Genomic DNA, 16,758 nt, shown 5'->3' with positions numbered 1-16,758 from the left:
AATGAAATATCTTGTAACTGATAGCCGTGATATTCGGTATAACCTAGCACTCGAAACTTACTTAATGGAGCACGCCAACCTAGATGAGCCAATCCTTTACTTCTACATCAACTCGCCATGCATTATTCTTGGTCGTTACCAGGATGCCTACGAAGAAATTAACCAAGAATATGTTGATCAACATGACATTATCGTGACTCGGCGAACTTCTGGCGGTGGCGCTGTTTATGACGATCTCGGTAATGTTAGCTTTAGTTTCATTACTAAGGATGATGGCGATTCAATTGGAAATTTCCGGAAATTTACTGATCCGGTCATTGCCGCACTTCATAAACTAGGTGCGACTGAAGCTAAGATGACGGGTCGAAATGATTTGCAAATTAATGGCAAGAAGTTTTCGGGAAACGCGATGAAAACCGAGAAAGGACGAATGTTCTCTCACGGCACCCTAATGTATGATGTTGATCTGAGTGTGATCGGTGAGGCCCTGAATGTCCCAGCAGATAAAATTGCTTCTAAGGGAATTAAGTCGGTTCATAGTCGCGTAACCAATTTAAAGCCTTTCTTTAAAACTGAATTTCAGAATTTAACAATTGAAGAATTCCGTGATACTTTGGCGAAAACAATCTTGGGTGTTGATGATTTAAACGATGCCAAGGAGTACGAGCTAGATGCAAAAACGAAGCGCGACGTTGAAGAACTCAATCAATCAGTCTTCAGTAATTGGGATTGGATTTACGGTCAATCACCAAAAGCTGCGATCCAACACCGAAAACATTTTCCCCAAGGAACAGTTGATTTCCGTTTAACAATTAAGAACGGTCGAATTGCCGGGTTAACGGCTTATGGTGACTTTTTCGGTCAGAAACCAATTGAAGAATTTGAAAAACAGTTAATCGGTACTCGTTATGAACGAACCGCTGTCAAAAATGTATTGGATAATATTGAATTAAGTGATTACTTTGGGGAAATTCCAGAAACTGACATTTTAGACTTGTTATTAAGACAAGAATAAAGAAAGCCCTGATACCAGATTGTTAATGGGATGGTATCGGGGCTTGAGTGGTTTAAAATCTAATTATAATCATTTGTTTTTTAAAAACTTAATATAAATTGAACTTACTTTCTTTTTCATTTGACGACTTAAAATGGCTATAAAATAATAGATCAACTGATTGACTATCTCTAAATCCATAATAATTACTGTAACACTATCATTTATTAAGTTCTTAATTGAACTATTTAAATCATGAAAATTATATTTTTGGTTTATACACCGCATCAAATGAACTATTATCGCCAAGGGCAATGCTATACGATTAGTAATTAACCATCTTCTTAAATTTCCATCATGATCTTTAATCGGAATAGTATACAGAATTTTCTGATTTATAAATTCTCGAGGAGCTCTAGGTCTTGTTTTTAATTGTAAATCAGCCAAATTACCATTGTGACAACAAATATTTCTGATTAACCTTAAACATTCTAACCAGCTGATCAGTTCATCTGTCGTACAATTAAAATAATCAGCTATTAATTTCCGCAATTTTGGCTTCATTAGTTTATATAAGTGAATGGAATTACCCAAAGTTAACTCATTCATTAGTAACCAGATAGGAACGTCACTAGTATCACTTTCTTTTCTTAACCTAACAACATCCGGAGTACGTGATTTGATGATTTTTATCCTTACTTCTTTAATAAATTTAACTTGTTCATCTTGTAATACATCTTTACTCATAAATTTTGAACGCCATCTGTTATTTCTTCTTACCTTAAAGTATGGATTATAAGTATTGTGTTGACACCAATTACTAAAATTAAGGTATCCGTACGCACCACAATTATCACCTAAGACATGAGCAATTTTAGTATTCAGTGTAACTTCAATATCCTCAATAGCATGCAAAGTATTTTGCCTTACTCGTTTATCCTGATAATAACGTTCTCGCATTTGCCTAAAGGAAATATTACTAAATCGACTTCCTTTTCTATACGGATATAAATAGTCCTTTAATTGATAATACCCCAATGTGCTAAGGTCACTTAATTGTCGCTGTAAGTAATATCTTTCACGCTTTCTAATATTTAAATTCCGATTATAAAGTGACCATTCTAAGTGAATACCTTGAACACCACGAAGCTTTAATAAGGCAAGCTGATCAATATATCTTAATTGTTTCTTATTGATCATAATTTCTCCAAAAAAAAAGCCCTGCTGGACAGCATCCATAGACAGGGGGTTTGATTTATATAATAATTATATCTTATAAGGATTGTTATTACAACTAAAAAGACGATCGGTTAGATTCTTATGTTGTTATAAACTCAAACGTAACTGTTAGCCTCTGGTTAATAGTCTTAATCTTTTTGTAAGCGTCAATAAATCATCTTTTCAATTGCCTCGCGAACTACTGAATTTAAGCTTTCGTCTCTCTGTTCAGCATAAACTACTAAATCCCGATGAAGTTTTGGCGTTACCCTAACATTGAAATCCCCCTTATAGGATACTTGTGGTTTAATTCCTCGTCTTTGACAATCATTTAAGTACTCATCTACGACTCCTTTAAAATCTTTTTCTAGCTCTTCTAGAGTAGTTCCTTCATAAGAAAGGAGTCCCTTTATACCGACCACTTTGCCATATAAAACATTATCTTCCAATGAGGTCTCTATAGTCCCGTAATAATCTTTATAATGTAAAAGTTCTTTCATTTAAATCTTCCCCTTTAATTCATTGATAATTTGTTTTACTTGATAAGGTAACAGTGTTTTCCGGGGGTGAGGGTTATGTAAATAGATCGGTTCTCCGGTAAAATTTATAAATTTTACCCTCGATCCACTAGTTTTGCCCTTATTAAGTTGTTTGTAGCCAAGTGACTTTAATAACAATGTTACCTCATCAAAAGTTACATTATTAGAACCACTTTGTAACTTACTAATCGTTTTCTGATGTCCCATTTATCGTTTCCCTTTTGCAACTATTTATAGTTACATTTTACCATCATAATATCAAAAAATCACAGACTTAAGGTTTAAAATAACAAAGCCCCAGACGTATCTGGGACTTCAAGATGCGGGCACCCTTTAAAGAGTTCTACACTACAATAATTTATTTCTGCAAAATATCATGAATATTCTTTTGCGGGATAAAGGAATTAGTACTCCAACCACCATCAATTACTAAATCCGCACCGGTCATAAATTTAGACTCGTCGGATGCTAGGTAAACAAATGCATATCCGATATCATCGGCTTCCCCAGCGTATGGTGGTAAGTTAATTTTCCCTTTATGCAATTCTCCCATTGCAGCTTGCAACTCAATACCTGATTCTTTAACCATCACTGTAAAGATTGGTCCAGGATTAATATTGTTAACTCGAATATGATACTGAGCAAACCATTGCGTGGCATGACGCGTCATTGCATCAATACCTTAATTGAATAAAATAACCGGTTTAATAACTTTCCCAGATTCAAAATCAGCAAATGCTTGCTTAACATCACTGAATTGATAAAAACTCATCAGCTTATCAAGCGGAAACTTACCTTTTTTATAGTAACTAACCAATTTATTAATAAATAATTGTGGAATTGCATCCCCCTCAATTAACCCAATCACTTGTTTAGAATCTCCCATGATATCCATTCCGGATAGATTCAATGGACCAGCAATACCAATAATATAAAGCTTTCCAGCCGTCGTAAGAGAAGCTAATTGTTCCTTGATTAACGGTGCGTACCCGGTAGTATCAACTGCATATTCAGGACCCTTAGGCACTATTTCTCTAATTGCTGAAACGATGTCATCAGTATTATTAGTATTGATAACATCAGTTGCACCTAATTCTTTAGCCATCTTCAATTTAGAATCATTACGATCAAGTATAATTAAGTGCTCTGGATTATAAAGATTAGCAGCCATTACAGCAGCAAGACCAACACCACCAGCTCCCGCAATAATAATTGAAGAGCCAAATTCTAGCTTTACACCATTAATTACCGTCCCGGAGCCAGTTAAAAATCCACAGCCAAGAGACGCTAAATATTTAAGTTCAACATCTGGATCTACCTTAACAACATTATGCTCATCAGCAACAATATAATTAGCTAAGGAAGATTGACCAAAAAATGTACTTAAATCTCTTCCGTCCTTAAAATGCAAACGATGGGTTCCGTCGTAATTAGTCCCACCAATTAGCGATTGGATCATTCCCTAAATTAAAATGAACCTCTCCATTCAATAAAAGCGTTAATTGACAATTCTAATTTTTTCAAAGCATACCTTAACGCATTCTCTATTATACAAAACAGTTTTTTTATATGTGCATCATGAAAATAGAATGTAATCTCCATTAAATTATTTATATCGTATTTATCTTTGATTAAAATAATTTAATGGAAATTACATTAACATTACTATATATGCGAACTTAGTTAATAAACTCCGATCTAGGTTTAATGTTATACATATCAGTAAGATTATATGTAAATATCGTTTATCGTCTTGTCTCACCCATATTATCTTCTAACTTATTACTTTTACCTAACTCATAATTAGTACCATTTACTATCATCTATTGTGTGAAGTAGCTTACTCTCCTTAATAGATCTAATTAATTCTTATTTTGTTAGTTTTGAAATTCTAACGGGACCAATTTCTTAAATTTCACAAAATACTTAGCTAATTTCTCATAATACCTTAAAAACTCTCTATAAGCTGCATGTTCATTTTTATAAAATTCTTTATCAGTTACCAATAAATATCTTTCAAAGTTAAAGTACCCAAAGAGATCATACATAAAAATTAACCATTAAATTCTCTTAAACAGAAAATGATAAGCTAGCGTAGTCTTCTACAGTTTTCATCAATATCATTACTATTTATAACATACTCTACATAAAAGCAAAAAGGGATAATATGCTAAAAATACATATTATCCCTTTTTCTTAGGTGACGACATGAACTTAATCATGAAGTATTAATAAATACTAACACCCGTAGAATTAAATTTTCTCCATTTCACATAATGGGCTGCCGAAGCATCGAAACTAATCTTCAAACCCATTTGTTACTATTAATTATAACAAATATTAACCATAATGGATAGTTTTAATTAATTAGAACTACACCATATTTTCCGGCACCATTATAAACTGTACCTCCATCATACCTTTTGCATCTAATCTTTTGATAAATGCTAGGATTGCTTTTCTTTTGCCCTACTTTTACATAATGCAACAATAAAGGTCGTGGAATAAAGTCAGCAATCTGCAAAAGATTATCATTACTCATTTTTTCTACAAAAGAAATTCCTGTTAACTTGTTTTGTAAATATAAAGCAGAATACCGATACGTGCCATGACACATTATTTTATAATATTGTTTACGTATTCTCGAATCTAATTTTTGATTATTAGTTGTTTTTCTACTTTCTAGTATTATGTTCCCTGTAGCATTATGATCATACAAAAATTTTGTATAATTCTCCATAATAGTTTTCATACCAAGATAATAAGAAGTATAGGTAGATTCTTTAATCCTATAATTTTTATTAAGAGATGTTACATCAATAATTGTTCCCAATACATAGCAGTAATTATTAATAATATCTCCAATTTGGTTAAAAACTAATTTCATATTTTTCCTTCTAGTTAATAAAGAGTATTCTGGTATTTCATTAATTATTTTTTTATTATTCTTACCAGCTTGCCTTATATCTGTTTCATGCAGAATTACTTCAGGATTTTTGAATAATCCCTTTTTAAAGTCAGTTAACTTATTGTCAATTTCTAACTTCTTTTCTTCATTAATTATCACACCAGCAATCCCATATACATTGGGCTGATCGCGGTTTTTATTCCATAGCTTTGTCTCATCTAAGTATAAAGTATACCTATTCATCAATTTCACCTCTCTGATTTAAAACTCATACTTTTTATAATCATAGTCCTCAATAACTGAAAACAATTTCATGAAATATTCATTGTCCATTTCATTTTCTTTACCTTCTCCATCTAATAACATCGTTAGAGCGCCACAAATAATTGAGTGAAGTATGTATACCGAATTTTTATTAATACTTTTCAAGTCATTTATTATTTCCTTTTCGTTATTTTCACCACAAAAAGCAAGTAATATGTATAAGAGAGCAAAAGCTGGATCTTTATAGGCATAATCTAATTGCCTCAACAATTCATTTACTGCTTGTAATAATTTGCGATCATTTAAACTTGCGATAAAATTATCCATACTGTGCGGTAGATATTTACCATTAACTCCCAATAAATAGCTAGACTCTGCTCCTAATGCTTCAGATAATTTTCCCCAGTTTTCAACGGGTACTGAGCGAACTCCTAATTCATATTCAGAAATATATTCCCGAGTAACTCCAATTTCCTTTCCCAATTCTTCTTGCGTCATATGTTTACTTTTTCTTTCTACGTAAATGTTGTTATTATTTTCCCTTTTTTCTCCAAAATTAATCTTATCTAAGATCGTAGGAGCTTTAGAATTACTTTTACCAGTTAAATAGTTTACTGATACGTTAAAGTAATTTGTAATTTTTTGAAGTTTTTCTTTATTACGAGGAAATTTTCCCCGTTCATAACACGATATTAACGCTACAGAAACTTTGACATTTCTCTTTTTCAGTTCTTCACTTAATTGTTGCTGTGTCAATTGTTTTTCTTTTCTTAAAAGTTTCAGACGATTCATAATCAGCACCCCTTCTTTTCAAGATATATAAAATTTAACATAGACCCTTTCAAATTACTTTAACTTTTAGTAATTACTGAAAGTGGATTAAAATTCAGTTTTTTTTGAAATTTTACACTGAAGAAATCAAATATTTACCGTCTATACAAAAACATCTCTCTATGCACGAAAGTAGCATTTAAGTTCATGTATATCTGAAAGCTACATAATTACAAAATAAAAACTCTTTTCACAAATATAATCATTACTCTTGCTTTCGTAAGCATCCTCTAAACACGAAAATGGTCAACCAGCGTAGCTACATAGTTGCGTCGATTGACCATTCAATTCTCAAAGCTCTTTCATTATACCAGGAGATGACAAAAATAAATTAATAAGTCCTTTTTTCACCAGTTCTAGTGATATTAGCTACAAATTCTCCACTATGATATCCTATTATACTGGAAAAATTATTATCGGGATTGCCACTAGTTTATACTTATAGGTAATTCCAGCAGTACAGTCAGTCGAGACAATTCAAATATCACTAACCGTCAATATTTCTGATGGTAAACAAGCACAAATTACCGATAAGGCGATCAAGCTTAATTCAGAAGATGACAAGGCAGTCACTTTTGAAGAAAAACTGAGGCAAATGCAGAAGTTGCCATTGCCAAACTTGATGGAAACAATCGTCCTTATAAAGTCGAAGCAGATGAGAACGGTAATTCTTCTAAAAATTTAAAGTTATCAACCAAAACTAATGAAGATGATTATGATAGCAAGAGTACAGAGACAACCTTTACTGTTAACAATTAGGCTTATATTAAGCCGATAGTTAAAATCATCAAGTAGTAGCTCAGTAGATGAAGAATTAACGAGCACCGTAAATTCACCGTCTAATAGCACCTCTACTAGTGATGTGAAGACTGATCAAGCAAACGAGATGATTGTCGGCAATGCTAATTCCAAAATCTACCATACATCTGATCAGCAAGAATACCATATGACCCCAGCGAGTGCCGTTTACTTCAATAGTGAGGCAGAAGCCCAGGCGACTGGATATCGTAAATTACTTAGATAATATTTAAGAGCTTCTCGCCTATTCCCGGTATGATGTGCACTCTTAAAGTTGGAATTTGTATGTCCTTACTTTAAAACTGAATAAATATTTTTTCTAGGCAATCAATCTTTGCTCGTATTGAAGTGGAGTTTGGTTGCCTAGTTTCATTTGAATCCGTCGTTCGTTGTAGAAATGAATCCATTTATTAATTGCTTGTCTTAACTCCTCTTGATTACGATAACTGGTATCAGGGCCAATTTCTGCCTTTAGCTTACTAAAAACTGTTTCACAGGCAGCGTTATCTAGACAGGTTGCCCGATGCGACATGCTTTGCCTAACTCTGCCTTGACGAAGAAACTTTCGCCAAGCGCGATGTTGGTAATGCCAGCCTTGATCAGTGTGCAGTGTTAGTTGGTATCCGGTATGAGGTAACTGCTGGAGAAGCTTTTTTAGTGGTGTTAAGGCAAACTGCAGATTAGGATGATCACCAATTGACCAGGTAAGAATTTGGTTAGTTGCCAAGTCCTTAATCATTTCCAGATATACTTTTCGTCCGTTGTGAGCCTTGAATTCGGTAATGTCGCAAACCATTTTCTGGTATTTACGGTTACTCATAAAACGACGATTGAGCTTATTCTTCGCTTTCTTACCGGTTGGTCCCTTAGAGGAATTGTACTTGCGAACCCGCCGATTATATTTAGTACATTTAAGCCCCATTTCATGCATTAAACGCTGAATTCGCTTATGATTAAGTGCTTCTTTTCCAATTAAATGATAATAATCGCGAATTTGTGAACTTAGCCGTCGTACGCCATATTCAGTTTCATAGTAGTCAAAGAGTCCTTTAATGACTGCTTTAAGTTCTATTTCTTCTACCTCTGGATGTTCAAACTTAGCTTGCCAATATTGGTAAGTAGACATCGCGATGGAGAGCGCATCAATCAGATCTTTTAACAGGTATTTGGCCTTGAGTTCATAGATTACTTGCGCGAGTTCTTTTTTGGATGCTTTCTCAAGGCTGTTAATTTTTTTGAGGCGTCGAGTTGAATCTTTAACAATAAGTTTTCTCTTTGTAGGGCTTGGTTTTGCTTCTGGAGTTGGTGTAGTTCCTCGGCTTGATGTTTGTCGTGTTGGTTGATCATTTTTAGCTTTCCTTCCGTGGCGTAATCGTAGTAAAGCTTGCGGTCCTTGTTTATTGTAAAGAGCTTCCCATTTAGATATTGAACCAGGCGAACGGAAAGCAAAATGAATACAAGTTTTAGGGATTGACGCCAAATTTTCTTGTTTCCACTTTACCAGATTCAACCGAAAATCCCCAGTCACTTTGGGTGGATTGAGTAGTGCCTGTTTACCGAATTTTGCATAAATTCCCACATAAATTTGAAATTCAAGTTTGGCAATCCCATATTTAGCTCTTACTTTGGCTAAAGTGGTTGAACCATTGACATATTCCTCAACGGCTTTAATCTTAGTATTCATACTAATTTTGGTCATATAAAATACCCCCAGAATTGATTTCCAACTCTAGGGGTACACATCAACTTAATGTATTTATCGAGCTTTATTTATTAATTTTAATGTATTGCCTACTTTGCTAAATGTGTCTTGCACTATATCATCGCTTATACCCTTAGAATCCATTGTTTTTATTGCATTTAGCTTCTGATATGTTTCAAAAAGTTCCTTAGCACTCTCCTCTCCATAAGCAATATATTCAATTGAGTTTTCCCAAAGTTTTACACTAAGCATGTGTTGTAAAACCTCTTTGCTGGTATACTCTCTATCAATATATTTTGAAAGTCTCCTTTTGTCACTATTAAGTTCAAGTTCTACAAGAAGTTTCATGTTTTCCCATTTGTTTTGTTTATCTACTTTTTTCTGCTTCTCATATGTTCTTAATTGCCTTATAGCAGCTAATGATGCTACTAAAATAGAAATTAAAATTGATAATGAACTTGAAATCATCGTCATTAACATTGATAGTCTTTTATCAAAAGCTATCTTCGAGCCAAGAAATACCCAAATACTTACTGAAATATAAGCTATTATTAATATTGTAATTACAATGTAATACCATGTTTCTTTATTATTTTTCATAAAGATTACCAAGCCCCTTCATATTCTTTGCACAGTTGTATGTTTCCTATACTCTTAACAGTCTTGTCTGAATACAATGGGGCTCTCACTTTTTTTGGTTCCGTAATGTATTTTGGCAGATTTGATGGCGTATCAACCAATCTATAATAAAGAACAAATTGACATTCCGAAACAGGAATGTAACTGTCTTCTTCAATTGAATAGATTTCATTATTTTCAATTCCTGCTTCAATACTTTCTTTAGACCAACCATCAATCAGTGGCTCCATTCTTGGCGATATAACTCGATAGAACTTTTTAAAGAGCCCTAACTTATAAGCCTTTTCAATAATGTGAGCTGCTGTTGCAGCTATAATATTATAATCCGTAGCAAATTGTAAAGGATTTATATATTTTGTGTTTTCATGTGACAAATTAATTAACCATATATCTAATTTTTGAATTGCATCAATGGCAATTAAGTCATTCTTCATTGTTTTTTCTAATTCTTCTAATTTTTTGAAGTACATTTTTATACTCATCCTCCGTTATATCACTATACAAAAAGTGAGTTTCTAAAAAGCCCGGAAAGGCTGTATAACGTACCTGTAGAAAGTTACTAATGTCATCATATCCTGGTGTCCATACTATCAACACAGAAAAAAGTTTCTGCGCCTTATTTATTGTCTCTTTATTGTCAAAATAAGCTGTTGAGCTTTCAATATTAATTTCATCACCTATTAGTGATCTTCCAGGTCCTTTGCTGGCTTGTAACCTTGTTCCTTCAGGATCACTGAAAATGAAAGCTTTTACTCTTCCTTCTACATTCGGATTATTTGTAAAATTATTAAAATCATTTTGAATTATTTTTCGTAAAAAAACACCTTTTACTCGTTCTAACACTTCATTATCATCATCTTCGATATCTAGATTTTCCAATATATTATCACAAAGTTCTTCAATGCTGTCTTCTTCTTTTCTAACCATTTCCAAATACTTCTCTTCATCTTTCTTTGTAAGGTAGGAATAAAGCTTAAAAATAAAATCTTCTTCACTGTTTTCGTTAATCATAATACCATAGCTATTATGCAATATTGATTTAAAATAATTAAAAAGTAGCATTGGTTGTGAGGGTAATTCACGATCCACTTGATTATTATGTCTACTCGACATGTGCAGCCAAACCTTAAATGCCTCAAAATCAACTTCAACCCAAACATACTCACCTCTTAACTTTTGGCTTTCTGGCGAAGGATCTATATATTTTCTCGCAAAGATAATATCTATATGCTTAATTTTATCCTTTGTTTCATCATCTCTATCAAGAACTACATTTCTATAAATCGTCTTAAATTTATTAGAAGGATTAAAAGACATAATATTATTAAGATTGAGTTTGTTTTCTGATATTTTTAACTGATTAATAAGCTTTTTCTTGCTAGTAATTGGATGGGGTATATTAGCAATATCACTCTCTGTTATTACTCTTGACTTACCATACATTAAATTTTTTATAACGAATTCACTAAAATTGTTTTTTGCATCTGCACAGTTATCAAAGAAGTCATATACCAAGCTTAATTTATTTGAATTATGTGAATATTTATTCTTATGATCTGTCTCTTCTAAAAAATGTTGAAGACTTGTTTTATTGATTCGTGATGGAATTATATCCTCAATAATTAGCTGTGTTAATTCATTAGTAGTTTCCATATTATCATTCCTCATTTTTATTTTTTATAAGGATAGCATCTTTTCACTTATATCTAAAGAATATGTTAGCTTCTCCTGTAAATTACTAGTTAATGCCAGAGAGCACGAGCCTAATTTAGCCATCGCTCCTCTGGCTACTAAAAGCGTATAATTCTACCACACTGCCGGTTGTTGTATTCTCTTCATATGGTGCAGTACTAAAAATGTCACGTCTATCAATATAGAAATGGTAATTATCATTATATACACAACTAATTTTTATTTGCTATTCAGCTAATCCACTGACTTCATAGCTACCTTAGTATTGTTTGTTTACATCATAGTTAAGTAGCTGATATATCTTCGTATCATTTCCAATCACGTTCAAGATCTGGTAATTAAGGAATCAACGAATATACACGTTACAGTTTTATACTTTGTCATTGTAATCTTCATAATAATTAGCTAAACGATTTTCAATAATACTAAATTCCAACATTGACTGCTTATAATTATTCTGAGGTTTCAATTGTGAATAATATTCAACTACGGCATTAAGAGATGAACTTGTCTGGTTAATCGTACCAGAGCTTGCTTTAACACGAACATCAGTAATTTTTTGTTGAGTTGAGCCTTTCGTACTGAATATAGCTTTGAACTGCATCAACCATGTCCTTAAATAGATCCGCCCTCTTCATTGGAAATATTTATCTTTGCTGTTAGAACCTTTTGCTGACGATTAATTTAACCATTACTGATACTAAAAGCCAAGATAACTAATAATAGTAATACAACTTTAAATTCATTAACAATTACTTCTTGTAGTTGTATATTCATTTTCTATTCTCTTTTATCAAATAAAAAACTCCCTAGCTAAAGTAAAGTGCTTTACAACTGTTAAGTAAAACATACTAAGAAATAAGCTTGTTTAGCCAATCATCAGTGGACCTATATCTCAGTAATCATTGATGAAGCTAGTCAAGAAATCCTCGCTTTTCAAATTAGTACCAGTCCGAATAAGAAACTCATCATACACACCTTAGGAGCATTAACTAGTAAATTACCTAATGATGTCCATCCAGTTATCCCAACCTGATCAAGGATAGCATTACCGACTAGCTTACTATACCCAAAAATTAATAGATCACCATTTTATTCAGAGTATATCCTAAAGAGTGTATTGCTTGGACAATGCTTCCTTGCAAAAAGTGTCAAGAGCGGTTTTAAATTGTCACTTTATGGCGGTTTAACAATGTATGATTGGGGCGACTTAAAAATCGACCGATGTTAGCTTTCCCTTGATCTTAATTACGTATGAGTGATAGACAAGCCGGTCTAAAATGGCTTCTGCGGTTGCCGTACTATAGAGGGCGGTTTCCCAACTTGATAAGGGCACATTGGTCGTTATGATCGTTGATTTACGTTCATAATAACTATCTATTAGTTTTTTGCTTCCTTCGTTAATATTGGTAAATAGCCTAATTCATCAATAATTAACAGCTCTCATACCTTTTGTATCGATGCATTACGCGCTTTAAGTTTTGCTTCTCTTGAGCCACCCTCAATCTAAGAATTAGTTCATGGCAATTAATAAATAGTGTTCGTACACCTTGTTGACATGCTTCGATGACAAGACCAATTGGTAGATGTGTTTTACCTACACCAGATCTACCAATAAAAATGATATTCTCTTAATTGCTAAAAATAACATCGTCGCAAACTCAGCTATTTGATGTTGATTGAGGTTGAAATTGATAGTCAAAATTATTGAGTCGTTTGATAATTGGAAATCTAACTCGTTTGATTCTTCCTTTTAAGCTCTCTTGTTGCTGATAAGCAATTTCTTATCGATTAGTTCTAATAGAGCTTCACTAAAGCTAATTCAGCTATCATTGACTTGTTGACGATAATTTGCAATTGATACAGCCTTATTATGTAAATTAACCCTTTAAGTAAGTAGACAATTGAGAGTGTGAAAGTTGCTTAGCTTCAGAACTACTTCGTGGCCACTTTAATCGACCATTTTCAAATCATTTATAAAGCAAGATAAAAACTTCACCATCCCAAAATAATGCTTTAAACCGATCACTGCGGGATCCACAAAAAAATAACGAGTTACTATATAGCTCTAATCCATAATTTTCGGCGTTTACAATTACTAAATCGTCGATTTTCTTCCGTAAATCAGTTTACCACAAACCAGATAAACCTTATCTGGATCCTGCCAATTAACGAGCATACCGAACCATCACTTTCGCTAATTCAATCACCAGGCTGGGATTAGTTTCTTTGAAGATCGATAATTTAACACCATTTATTGTCATCTTAGCTGCTAAATGTGGTTTACTTCGTTTTGCTTTAGCTGATAATTCCTGCTTAGCGGAAAAGCTAGGTATAATAATTTCGTGTTTTTCTTCCAATAAAAAGGACTTCCTTACTGATGATTTCAGTATAGGATATTTGAAAAATTAAATATAGGCGTGTTGTTATGGTATGCTTACAAAAGAAGTCGTTACTCAAATGGTTACTATGGCACGTCAATTGAAACATGATGATTTATCAATTCTTACTAGTGTTCCAGGAATATCAAACACAACCGCAGTACTACTCTTGAGCACCTTATGTCCACACCGGTTATAAAATGTTGGAAAACACCGATTTAAAATTGTCGGTTTTCCAACATTTTTTTATACTTGTTTCATATTAAATCTGGAGGAATTTATATGAGACAAGATATTCGACAGGAGTTGAGAAAATATCAAATGGATAAAATTAAACCAAATTTCACTGAATTAGGTCGCCAATTAGGCTGTGATCCGAGGACTGCTAAAAAATATTATTATTTGAAAGAAGATGATTACGAAAACAAAAGAAAAAGACGTAAAAGTAAATTAGATCCCTATCGAAACATTATTGATGAGAAGGTTAAAAATTCTTGTTCAGCTACTTCAATTTTCTATTTTATTAAGGAGATGGGTTATACCGGCGGTATAAGTATATTGCGTGATTATTGTCATCAAATCAAAGTGAAAAAGCACACAACTCCGGTTGTAAGAATTCAGACTGCGCCAGGTCAATCTGCACAAGTTGATTGGAAAGAGGATTTTGTTCTACATACCCGAAAAGGTACTCCTATTAAGTTCTCAATTTTTCTTTATGTTCTTGGATATTCTAGGAAAAAATATCTTAATTTTGTCTTTGATCGGAAACAAGACACCTTATTCTCCAGTTTAGTCGGAGCTTTTGAATTCATGAACGGAGTTCCTAAGGAAATTGTCTTCGACAATATGAAAACGGCTGTTGATCATGCTAGAAGTTCCTTTACTAAGGTTGTATGGAATGAGAAGTTACTAGAGTTTGCACGGACTGCCGGCTTCATACCTAAATCATGCAAACCATTCAGACCACAAACTAAAGGTAAAGTCGAATCGCTAGCCAGAACTATTGAACGATTAAGAGTCTATGATTATGAATTTGATAATATAAATGACTTAGCACAGCTAATTCATAAGTTAAATGTGCAGCTTAATAATGAATTGAGTCAAGCAACTGGGGAGAAGCCCAACACTTTATGGACAAAAGAAAAAGAATATTTATCGCCTTTTGACAAGAATTTGCTTCTTTCAATAATTGATCGGGATCAAACTCGCAAAGTTTCTAATGAATCCATGATCACTTACAAGGGTAATAAATATTCTGTACCAGTTAAGTATATCGGAAAAGAAGTTACAGTCAATATAACCGACTCACTACTTCTTGTATCATTTGATGGCCGTCTTCTGCGAAAGCATTCGCTTTCGAATCAGAAAATAAATTACCACCATGATGATCTACAAGAAATACTCGCCAATGGTGTATATCATGATCTCGCCGAAGAAGAATTGGAGAGACAGGTTCAACGTAATCTTACTATGTTTGACAATTTAAGAGGATAAATTAATGACAGCTTATACAGAATTAGAAAATAATTTAGAAGCACTAAAACTAAATGCTATTAAAGAATATCTACCAAATTACCTTGAAGGAGACAAAAAACTCTCACTAGCTGAAATCCTTAAACAATTAACTGATAAAGAATTAAATTACCGTAAGCATCGCTCAGCACGTATGTCAATTCACACGGCGCATTTTCCCTATCAAAAAGAAATTAAAGATTTTAATTTTCAACCTTCTGTTGATAAAGGGAAAATAACCAATTTAATGTCAATGGAATTTGTTGAGAATGCACGCAATGTTTTATTTATTGGCAGTTCTGGTGTGGGTAAAACACATTTAGCTACTGGACTAGGAGTTGAAGCATGTAAAAATCATTTAAGTACTTATTTTGTTAATTGTCATGAACTAATTGAAAGGCTGAAATTAGCCTATCAAGAGAATCGTCTTGAGCCTATGCTCAAGAACTATCTTCGTTATAAGCTTTTAATAATCGACGAAATCGGCTACTTACCAATTGATGATTTAGGATCTAACCTATTCTTTCAGCTAATTTCAAGGAGATATGAAAAAAAGTCAATCATTGTTACTACTAATATTCCGCTATCTAAATGGGGACAGACTTTCTCTAATCCTACTATTGCCAATGCCATTCTAGATAGATTAGTCCATCATTCAGAAATATTTAAAATTTCTGGCAAATCATATCGTATGAAAGATTACACGGAACAACATGCAAAACAGCATTTAAACCGGTGAAAAAGTACATTTTTAAACCGGTGATTTCTGACAATTTTAAATCGGTGTTGACACCCTTAGGTGACATTCGTCGCTTTCGCAACCCAAACGCCCTAAATGCCTTTGTTGGAGTGGATTTACGTCATTATGAATCAGGACAGCTCACTGCAGCTGATCATATTAGTAAACGCGGTAATGCAATGGCTCGTAAGATTCTGTACAGAACAATTGGCCAGATGGTTTCAGCTAGTTACTATCATCAATCTCACATTGCGGACTACTACGCACAAAAGAAAAAATCTTCCCAGAGCCGAAGCTCTAAGAAGATCGCGATTGCAGCTGTCCATAAACTGATTAGAACCATTTACCACCTAATAATCTATGGTCAGAAATATGATTATCAACTTGCCAACCATCACTAATTGACAAAGATAACCTTTGATCAACACTTATTATAGCTAGTTCAACGATAATTTTAAAATCATTTTGAACTGGTTAATTTTAGTATACCCAAAATCAGAATCCAAAACGGTTATTGGTAATAATAAACTCAAAAAGTCAG

21 protein-coding genes and 1 pseudogene are annotated in these 16,758 nt (G+C 33.2%); 6 read left to right on the top strand and 16 right to left on the bottom strand.

What is annotated here, in order from left to right; genetic code table 11:
* Position 1 precedes the first annotated feature (1 nt).
* A complete protein-coding gene (locus MR181_RS04400) occupies positions 2-1,015 on the top strand; it encodes a lipoate--protein ligase (RefSeq protein WP_242335340.1) in 1,014 nt (337 codons plus the stop codon).
* A gap of 69 nt (positions 1,016-1,084) precedes the next feature.
* On the opposite strand, the gene MR181_RS04395 is transcribed toward MR181_RS04400, so the two are convergent.
* The 7 genes from MR181_RS04395 to MR181_RS04365 all read right to left on the bottom strand — a co-directional run bounded on the left by MR181_RS04395 (position 1,085) and on the right by MR181_RS04365 (position 6,715).
* The gene (locus tag MR181_RS04395; protein ID WP_242335336.1) at positions 1,085-2,194 is read right to left on the bottom strand and encodes an Abi family protein; all 1,110 of its coding nucleotides are present in this window, start codon (positions 2,192-2,194) and stop codon (positions 1,085-1,087) included.
* 185 nt (positions 2,195-2,379) lie between these two features.
* A complete protein-coding gene (locus MR181_RS04390; protein ID WP_242335333.1) occupies positions 2,380-2,712 on the bottom strand; it encodes a type II toxin-antitoxin system HicB family antitoxin in 333 nt (110 codons plus the stop codon).
* Positions 2,713-2,958, bottom strand: coding sequence for a type II toxin-antitoxin system HicA family toxin (locus tag MR181_RS04385; protein ID WP_242335330.1), 246 nt, complete (start codon positions 2,956-2,958; stop codon positions 2,713-2,715). It abuts the gene before it with no gap.
* 151 nt (positions 2,959-3,109) lie between these two features.
* The gene (locus MR181_RS04380) at positions 3,110-3,421 is read right to left on the bottom strand and encodes an SDR family oxidoreductase (RefSeq protein ID WP_277956489.1); all 312 of its coding nucleotides are present in this window, start codon (positions 3,419-3,421) and stop codon (positions 3,110-3,112) included.
* A 12-nt stretch (positions 3,422-3,433) separates the two neighbouring features.
* Entirely contained in the window at positions 3,434-4,210 is a 777-nt protein-coding gene (locus MR181_RS04375; protein WP_242335327.1) for a zinc-binding dehydrogenase, read from the bottom strand.
* 900 nt (positions 4,211-5,110) lie between these two features.
* A complete protein-coding gene (locus MR181_RS04370) occupies positions 5,111-5,902 on the bottom strand; it encodes a DUF3800 domain-containing protein (protein WP_242335324.1) in 792 nt (263 codons plus the stop codon).
* A gap of 18 nt (positions 5,903-5,920) precedes the next feature.
* Complete coding sequence (locus MR181_RS04365; protein WP_242335321.1) at positions 5,921-6,715, bottom strand: helix-turn-helix domain-containing protein; 795 nt, start codon at positions 6,713-6,715, stop codon at positions 5,921-5,923.
* 901 nt (positions 6,716-7,616) lie between these two features.
* On the opposite strand from MR181_RS04365, the gene MR181_RS04360 reads away from it, so the two are divergent.
* A complete protein-coding gene (locus MR181_RS04360; protein ID WP_242335319.1) occupies positions 7,617-7,778 on the top strand; it encodes a sunset domain-containing protein in 162 nt (53 codons plus the stop codon).
* 93 nt (positions 7,779-7,871) lie between these two features.
* Here MR181_RS04360 and MR181_RS04355 read toward each other — a convergent pair whose 3' ends face one another.
* The 9 genes and pseudogenes from MR181_RS04355 to MR181_RS04325 all read right to left on the bottom strand — a co-directional run bounded on the left by MR181_RS04355 (position 7,872) and on the right by MR181_RS04325 (position 13,945).
* The gene (locus tag MR181_RS04355) at positions 7,872-9,251 is read right to left on the bottom strand and encodes an IS3 family transposase (RefSeq protein ID WP_242335316.1); all 1,380 of its coding nucleotides are present in this window, start codon (positions 9,249-9,251) and stop codon (positions 7,872-7,874) included.
* 57 nt (positions 9,252-9,308) lie between these two features.
* Positions 9,309-9,854, bottom strand: coding sequence for a hypothetical protein (locus tag MR181_RS04350; protein WP_242335313.1), 546 nt, complete (start codon positions 9,852-9,854; stop codon positions 9,309-9,311).
* A gap of 5 nt (positions 9,855-9,859) precedes the next feature.
* Complete coding sequence (locus MR181_RS04345; RefSeq protein ID WP_242335310.1) at positions 9,860-10,363, bottom strand: hypothetical protein; 504 nt, start codon at positions 10,361-10,363, stop codon at positions 9,860-9,862.
* The gene (locus MR181_RS04340) at positions 10,317-11,546 is read right to left on the bottom strand and encodes a hypothetical protein (RefSeq protein WP_242335307.1); all 1,230 of its coding nucleotides are present in this window, start codon (positions 11,544-11,546) and stop codon (positions 10,317-10,319) included. Before MR181_RS04340 ends, MR181_RS04345 begins: the two co-directional genes overlap by 47 nt.
* Positions 11,547-11,955: 409 nt before the next feature.
* Positions 11,956-12,189 carry a LemA family protein gene (locus MR181_RS04335; protein ID WP_242335304.1) on the bottom strand — a complete coding sequence of 78 codons (234 nt, stop codon included), beginning with the start codon at positions 12,187-12,189 and terminating at the stop codon, positions 11,956-11,958.
* Positions 12,190-12,795: 606 nt separating this feature from the next.
* Complete coding sequence (locus MR181_RS08855; RefSeq protein ID WP_277956491.1) at positions 12,796-12,966, bottom strand: ATP-binding protein; 171 nt, start codon at positions 12,964-12,966, stop codon at positions 12,796-12,798.
* Between the two features lie 52 nt (positions 12,967-13,018).
* On the bottom strand, positions 13,019-13,165 hold the full coding sequence (locus MR181_RS08850; protein ID WP_301050069.1) for a hypothetical protein: 147 nt from the start codon (positions 13,163-13,165) through the stop codon (positions 13,019-13,021).
* A 390-nt stretch (positions 13,166-13,555) separates the two neighbouring features.
* Positions 13,556-13,702, bottom strand: a pseudogene (gene tnpB / locus MR181_RS08845) (IS66 family insertion sequence element accessory protein TnpB); the annotation flags it as partial.
* A 51-nt stretch (positions 13,703-13,753) separates the two neighbouring features.
* Positions 13,754-13,945 carry a hypothetical protein gene (locus tag MR181_RS04325; protein ID WP_242335301.1) on the bottom strand — a complete coding sequence of 64 codons (192 nt, stop codon included), beginning with the start codon at positions 13,943-13,945 and terminating at the stop codon, positions 13,754-13,756.
* 73 nt (positions 13,946-14,018) lie between these two features.
* Here MR181_RS04325 and MR181_RS04320 point away from each other — a divergent pair, with 73 nt between their 5' ends.
* The 4 genes from MR181_RS04320 to MR181_RS04305 all read left to right on the top strand — a co-directional run bounded on the left by MR181_RS04320 (position 14,019) and on the right by MR181_RS04305 (position 16,618).
* The gene (locus MR181_RS04320; RefSeq protein WP_242335298.1) at positions 14,019-14,165 is read left to right on the top strand and encodes a hypothetical protein; all 147 of its coding nucleotides are present in this window, start codon (positions 14,019-14,021) and stop codon (positions 14,163-14,165) included.
* 83 nt (positions 14,166-14,248) lie between these two features.
* On the top strand, positions 14,249-15,460 hold the full coding sequence (gene istA / locus MR181_RS04315) for an IS21 family transposase (protein ID WP_242335295.1): 1,212 nt from the start codon (positions 14,249-14,251) through the stop codon (positions 15,458-15,460).
* Between the two features lie 4 nt (positions 15,461-15,464).
* A complete protein-coding gene (gene istB / locus MR181_RS04310) occupies positions 15,465-16,217 on the top strand; it encodes an IS21-like element helper ATPase IstB (protein ID WP_242335292.1) in 753 nt (250 codons plus the stop codon).
* On the top strand, positions 16,214-16,618 hold the full coding sequence (locus tag MR181_RS04305; RefSeq protein ID WP_242335289.1) for a transposase: 405 nt from the start codon (positions 16,214-16,216) through the stop codon (positions 16,616-16,618). Before istB ends, MR181_RS04305 begins: the two co-directional genes overlap by 4 nt.
* Positions 16,619-16,758 lie beyond the last annotated feature (140 nt).

Source organism: Limosilactobacillus urinaemulieris, assembly GCF_932750685.1.
GTDB classification, from domain to species: domain Bacteria; phylum Bacillota; class Bacilli; order Lactobacillales; family Lactobacillaceae; genus Limosilactobacillus; species Limosilactobacillus urinaemulieris.
This window is presented reverse-complemented; position numbering and strand designations above follow the sequence as displayed.